Source organism: Sinobaca sp. H24 (assembly GCF_023845525.1).
This window is the reverse complement of record NZ_JALBWT010000079.1, coordinates 1-5,601: the sequence shown is the minus strand read 5'-3', so window position 1 is coordinate 5,601 and position 5,601 is coordinate 1. Positions and strand designations below refer to the sequence as shown.

The window sequence follows — 5,601 nt, the reverse complement described above, 5'->3', positions numbered from 1 at the left end:
AACCACCGTTTTATTCATTTTTTACGAGGCGCTGCAGCACTTTCATAATCTGGACGGAGTGTTTCATATCCAGATTGTTGAGAGGTTCGTCGAGCAGGATATACTCTGTGTTCTGGGCAATGACCATTGCAATGAACGCGCGCTGTTTCTGACCGCCGCTCAGCTGATCCAAATACATGTCCTCCATGTCCTTGAGCTCCATATACTCAATAGCTTCTTCTATATGAAGCCAGTCTTCTTTTTTCAAACGACCCTGCGAATAGGGAAATCGTCCAAAGCAGACTAATTCTTTTACGGTCAGGCGGATATTAATGGAGTTGGCCTGTTTCAGAATCGATACCTTTTTTGCCAGTTCATTGCTGTTACACGTGCTCACTTCTTTGTCATCAATCCATACGTTTCCTGCATCCGCTTTGATCAAACGGCTGATAACGGAAAGCAGGGTGCTTTTCCCGGCTCCGTTCGGACGATAAAGGAAGTGATTTTCCCTTTCGGTATTTTCAGCGAAATGTTTTCTATGACGTTTTTTCCGCCGTACTGCTTAGTAATGCCCTGCACTTCTACCATGCTTTATTCCTCCTCAGTAATAAATAAATGAAATAGACACCGCCGATAAAATTAATAATAACGCTGACCGTAGTGGAGAAAGTAAATATTCGTTCAACAATAAATTGTCCGCCGACGAGGGCGATAACGCTGATTAATACAGAGCCGATAATAAGTGCGCCGTGTTTATATGTTTTCAAAAATTCGTGGGCTACGTTTGCTACAAGAAGCCCGAGAAACGTAATCGGACCGACCAGAGCGGTAGCAATCGCAATCAGGACAAATATAATAACCAACAGCCTTTTGACTACATGGTCATACGGTACTCCAAGATTCACCGCATGATCCCGGCCGAGGGACAAAATATCAAGGTATTTGGAAAAACGGAGAAAATACAGGCTGCAAAGCAGAAGCAGCAGCGCAGACAGCCAAAGAATGTCTGTATTTACGTTGTTGAAGCTTGCAAACATACGGTCCTGAATTGTCATGAACTCGTTTGGATCAATCACCATCTGCATGAACGACGACAGGCTGGAAAAAAAGGTACCGCAGATAATCCCGATAAGCAGTAAAAAGTAGATATCATTCGGCCCTTCCCGCTTGAACAGCAATTTGTAAAGAACAAACGAGAAAAACACCATCATTGCCACGGAAAGCAGGAAGTTCAGCTCCCGGTTTAATAACGCCTGACTTGTCGAGCCGAGAAAAAAGATAAAGGATGTCTGCAGCAGCATATACAGAGAATCAAGTCCCAGTATGCTTGGTGTCAGAATCCGGTTGTTGGTAATTGTCTGAAATACCATCGTGGCAAAAGCAATAGCCGCACCTGTTAATACAATAGCGAAAAGTTTTTTTCCGCGGCTGGGAGAATATAGTCCCAATTTCCATTGGCTCCCACTACCATAAACAAGACAATCAGAACTAAAGCTAATGCAGCAAGGATGGCGAGTTTTGGTTTATAGCCCATAATGCCTTCTCCTCACTAACAGGTAAATAAATACAGCACTTCCTATCACACCAACGGTAAGGCCTATAGATATCTCATACGGGAAAATAATCAGCCTTCCCAGAATATCGCAGAACAATACGAAAACGGCTCCGAGCAGAGCAGTGTGATGGAGACTTTTCTTCAAATGGTCTCCTAAGTATATGGTGACGATGTTTGGAATAATTAATCCCAGAAAAGGATAGCCCCTACAATAAGTACAATGACGGATGTGACCATCGCTACAATAATGAGCCCAATATTAATGACCTGGCGGTAATTCAAGCCAAGATTTACCGCAAATTCCTCCCCCATTCCAGCTACCGTGAAACGATTGGCAAAAAAATAAGCCAGCAGCAGTACAGGCAGTGCCAGATAAATCAATTCATACTGGCCGCCGATGATCAGGGAAAAATCGCCGAACATCCAGGAATTCATATTTTGGATGAGATCATTCCGGTAGGCGAAAAAGGTCGTTTCCAATAATATTCCCAAACATCAAGCCGACGAGCGGAATAAAAATAGGATCTTTAAACTGGACTTTCTCCAGAATCTTCATGAATACAAACGTGCCGGCCAAAGCGAATAAAAAGGCGATGCCTGCTTTAAAAAGCGGGCTCGCGGCCGTGAAAAACATCAGCGATACTAAAATGCCGAGGCTCGCAGAATCAAGCGTTCCCGCTGTCGTTGGAGAAACAAATTTATTTCTCGTCAGCTGCTGCATGATCAGCCCGCAGATGCTCATGCTCATGCCGGCAATAATAATACTCGCAAGCCTTGGTATTCTGCTGACCGTCAATGTCTGACACTGATCCTCGGTTATGGTGAACAAATCAAGCGGAGTTAGATCACTCACTCCAATAAATAAAGAAACAAAAGATAAAACAATCAATGCGACAACTAAGTACCATATTTTCATACCATCAAACTTTCTACGTACAGACCATATTCTGTATTCTTTTTTATTAATAATGATATTCATTATCAATTAGGAACACTTTTCATTCTAGCGTATTTTTACAGTCTGTCAATAACGGACAGGTATTTTTTGAAAATTTTTCAAAAAAAAAAAGCCGCCCGGGGGCAGCTTTTCTTTAGTCACCAAAATAATGAGAAGGTGTGCCTTTTACATCCACACGAACTTTAAAAAGACCGCCAGCCTGGGGCTGTTCTTTTTTCTGTTCGTCATCCAAAGCAGAGCTTCCTGTCGTAATGTACAAATCTTTGAGGTCTTTTCCCCCGAAAGTACACGAGGTCGTAACAGAGACAGGTACTTTTATTTTTTCCAGAGCCTTTCCACTTTCAGGGTCCCAGCGGATTACCTGTCCCTCTCCAAAGTGGGCAATCCACAGCTTCCCTTCGGAATCAATGGTCATTCCGTCCGGAGGCCCTTCTTCATCCGGCACGACAAATGCAACTTCCGGATCGTCCGCTGTTCCTGTGAGCGGATCAATGTTCATCGTATAGATCGTTTTCGCGGGTGTATCAATAAAATACATCAACGAGCCGTCTTCCGACCAGGCCATGCCGTTGGAAATAGTTAAATTGTTTACGACAGTATACACTGAATGATCGGAATGAAGACGGTAAAGAGAGGCTTCGCCTTCTTCCTGGTCAAAAGACATTGTGCCTGCCAGAAACGGCCGAATGGATCGCACTTGCCGTCATTAAAACGATTATTCGGCTTGTGCTGTTCCGGATCATGAATCGCTTCTAATTGCTTAGTATTTAAATCAAATTCATAAAACCCATGCTGCATGGCCAATATAAGACCGCCGTCCCGTTTGGGCACCGCGGCTCCTATGTACTGCTCAAGCGAAATAGTTTCGTTTTTATTTTCTGCCGGATCGTATATCATCAGTTTTTTCCCTTCGATATCGACCCAGTACAACACTTCAAGCTCTGCATTCCAGCTTGGTCCTTCCCCCAGTTCTGCCTTTTCATCGACTACACATTCTGCTGTTTTCATGACACTTCACCCTTTTCCTTCTTTTTGTTTATGTTCCCCTCTCCCTTTCTGCTAAACCTTTATATTAAATGCGTCTGACATGCTCGTTAAATACGCTGCTCCAATAGCCTTCCTCCAGGCTTTCCACTGCAGCTCCCGTACTTTCCTGAGCGCCGATATATTCTCCATTCCCTATATATATGCCTACATGTCCATCTTCTTTGTACGTATCAAAAAACACAAGATCCCCGATCTGCATCTCTTCCGGAGGAATCTGCTCACCCTTATGTTTTATTGTATCCGTAGTGACGCCCCGCATCGATCCAAGCTTCATTCCTTCTTGTTCAAATGCCCAGTGCACAAAACTTGAACAGTCAAAAATACCTTCTTCCCGCTCTGCTTCATTTCTGCCGGCTCCGAATTCATATTCTGTTTTTCCAATCTGTGCAGCTGCGGCTTCGATTACGTTTTCCCGGTCTGACTGACTCCAGTCTGCAGAAGTTTCTTTTTTCAGCGGTTCTTCTGCTTCAAAGGAACAGCCTGCGAGTCCGAGAAAGACTGCTGCATATATCATCGCGTAATAACGGGACATCGTATGCTCCTTTATCTTTTTTATTTATCTTTCCAGTATAATACAACTATTTCTTTTATTTCTATCAAACTGGTTTCTCTTTTTCCTTTAAACTGCTCTCATTCTCCTTCATACTGAAAAAAAAGCTGTATTACCATTTATTCGGAAAGGGCTGACCGCTGTTGAACTCTCGTTCGATTTCTATCTACCAGTTACTTCTTCAGCTTATGAGGGCGGTAGCCGTTGTTTCTTCCAGTGCGGTCGCTGTTCTTTCTACCATGCTTCCATTATTTATCTATTATGCTTTTTCTTTTTCTACTTTATTTTTTACTATGCTTTTTTTATTGGCAGGGGCATTTGCGGTGCACGGCGTACTAACGCATGCTTTTAATGATTACAGCGATCACCTCTCCGGAACAGACACGCTGAGCCCTGCTCTGCTCTCAGGAGGAAGCCGGGTGATTCAGGAAGGTCGTATTTCTCCTGATGCTCTATTAACGCTTGGAAAAGCACTAGCCGGCCTTCTGTTAATCGCTGCAGCGGTGCTATTTAGGATTTCCTGTTGCTGTTCTTTTGGTTGTTGGTGTATGGGCAGCTGCTTCTTATTCGCTTCCGCCTTTTCAGTTCAGCTACACTCCTCTGGCTGGGGAATGGCTGAGCCTGTTTCCTTCTATTTTTGTTCTGGGACTTGCCGGGCCATGGCTTATTCTTGGGACCGTTCCGGAATGGGGTTACCAGAACGCAGCGGTGAACGCTCTTTTATGCCTGGCCTGGGTAATGGTTCATCATATTCCGGACCAGAAAGCAGACCGCCGGGCCTCCCCTGTAAAAAATACAACCGTTGTGTGGTCAGTTTCACGGTTTGGACCGGCTGCGGCGAAAGTGCCTGCGCTGATCTATTTAATGTTGGCTGCCGGCTGCGCTCTTTGGATCGGCGGTGACCGGATGTGGGCCGCAGCCGGGGCTTTGATATTTATTGGCCTTTCGCTGCTGTTGGTCTGGAAAATGAATGTCCATGATATTCAGCAGGTGACTCAGCATGAAAAATGGCTGCTTCTTCTTGCAATGGCTGCAGCGGTCTGGCTCGGCCTGTTTATTTAAAAGCACACAAAACCCGCCGGGCAGCCCGGCGGGTTTTAATTACTTACTGCTGTTTCTATTTCTTTTTACTGCTTTTTATGTCTTTTTTTATCTGCTTTTTTAGATCTTTCTGCACATCTTTTACCAGCTTCTCTTTATACTCATCCGTTAACTCTTTCCGAACTTGATCTATTACATCCTGTTTTACCTGATCCAGAATATCTTTTTTAAGTTCGTTTTTCAATTCTTCTTTAATGTCATCAACGAGCTGACTTACCGAGCTGTCAGGCAGGAAGGATTTTTCCTTCTCGTCCTCTTCTGATTCCTCTTCGTCCTCTTCCTCTGTTTCTTCTTCGTCCTCTTCCTCTGTTTCCTCTTCGTCTTCTTCCTCTGTTTCCTCTTCGTCTTCTTCCTCTGTTTCCTCTTCGTCCTCTTCGTCCTCTTCTTCTGTTTCCTCTTCGTCCTCTTCCT

3 protein-coding genes and 4 pseudogenes are annotated in these 5,601 nt (G+C 44.2%); 1 reads left to right on the top strand and 6 read right to left on the bottom strand.

Annotation, left to right across the window (positions count from 1 at the left end; all coding sequences use genetic code 11):
• Positions 1 to 19 precede the first annotated feature (19 nt).
• The 5 genes and pseudogenes from MMY81_RS32900 to MMY81_RS32880 all read right to left on the bottom strand — a co-directional run.
• Positions 20 to 567 (bottom strand): annotated as a pseudogene (locus MMY81_RS32900) (ATP-binding cassette domain-containing protein); the annotation flags it as partial.
• Positions 561 to 1,513, bottom strand: a pseudogene (locus tag MMY81_RS32895) (iron chelate uptake ABC transporter family permease subunit). The pseudogenes MMY81_RS32900 and MMY81_RS32895, both read right to left, overlap by 7 nt.
• Positions 1,503 to 2,450 (bottom strand): annotated as a pseudogene (locus tag MMY81_RS32890) (ABC transporter permease). The pseudogenes MMY81_RS32895 and MMY81_RS32890 overlap by 11 nt, the downstream one beginning before the upstream one ends.
• Before the next feature lie 175 nt (positions 2,451 to 2,625).
• Positions 2,626 to 3,500: pseudogene (locus MMY81_RS32885) on the bottom strand (SMP-30/gluconolactonase/LRE family protein).
• 64 nt (positions 3,501 to 3,564) lie between these two features.
• Entirely contained in the window at positions 3,565 to 4,071 is a 507-nt protein-coding gene (locus tag MMY81_RS32880) for a C40 family peptidase (protein WP_252312010.1), read from the bottom strand.
• Positions 4,072 to 4,623: 552 nt separating this feature from the next.
• Between MMY81_RS32880 and MMY81_RS32875 the strand changes: the two genes are divergently transcribed.
• Positions 4,624 to 5,151 carry a UbiA prenyltransferase family protein gene (locus MMY81_RS32875; protein ID WP_252316128.1) on the top strand — a complete coding sequence of 176 codons (528 nt, stop codon included), beginning with the start codon at positions 4,624 to 4,626 and terminating at the stop codon, positions 5,149 to 5,151.
• A 55-nt stretch (positions 5,152 to 5,206) separates the two neighbouring features.
• Here the strand turns inward: MMY81_RS32875 and MMY81_RS32870 are convergent.
• The coding region (locus MMY81_RS32870; RefSeq protein ID WP_374563452.1) for a hypothetical protein at positions 5,207 to 5,601 on the bottom strand (395 nt) is incomplete at its 5' end.

What these genes read in the sequence shown, in the direction of transcription:
- MMY81_RS32880 (WP_252312010.1), bottom strand. Translation starts at nt 4,071, where the DNA reads ATGTCCCGTTATTACGCGATGATATATGCAGCAGTCTTTCTCGGACTC.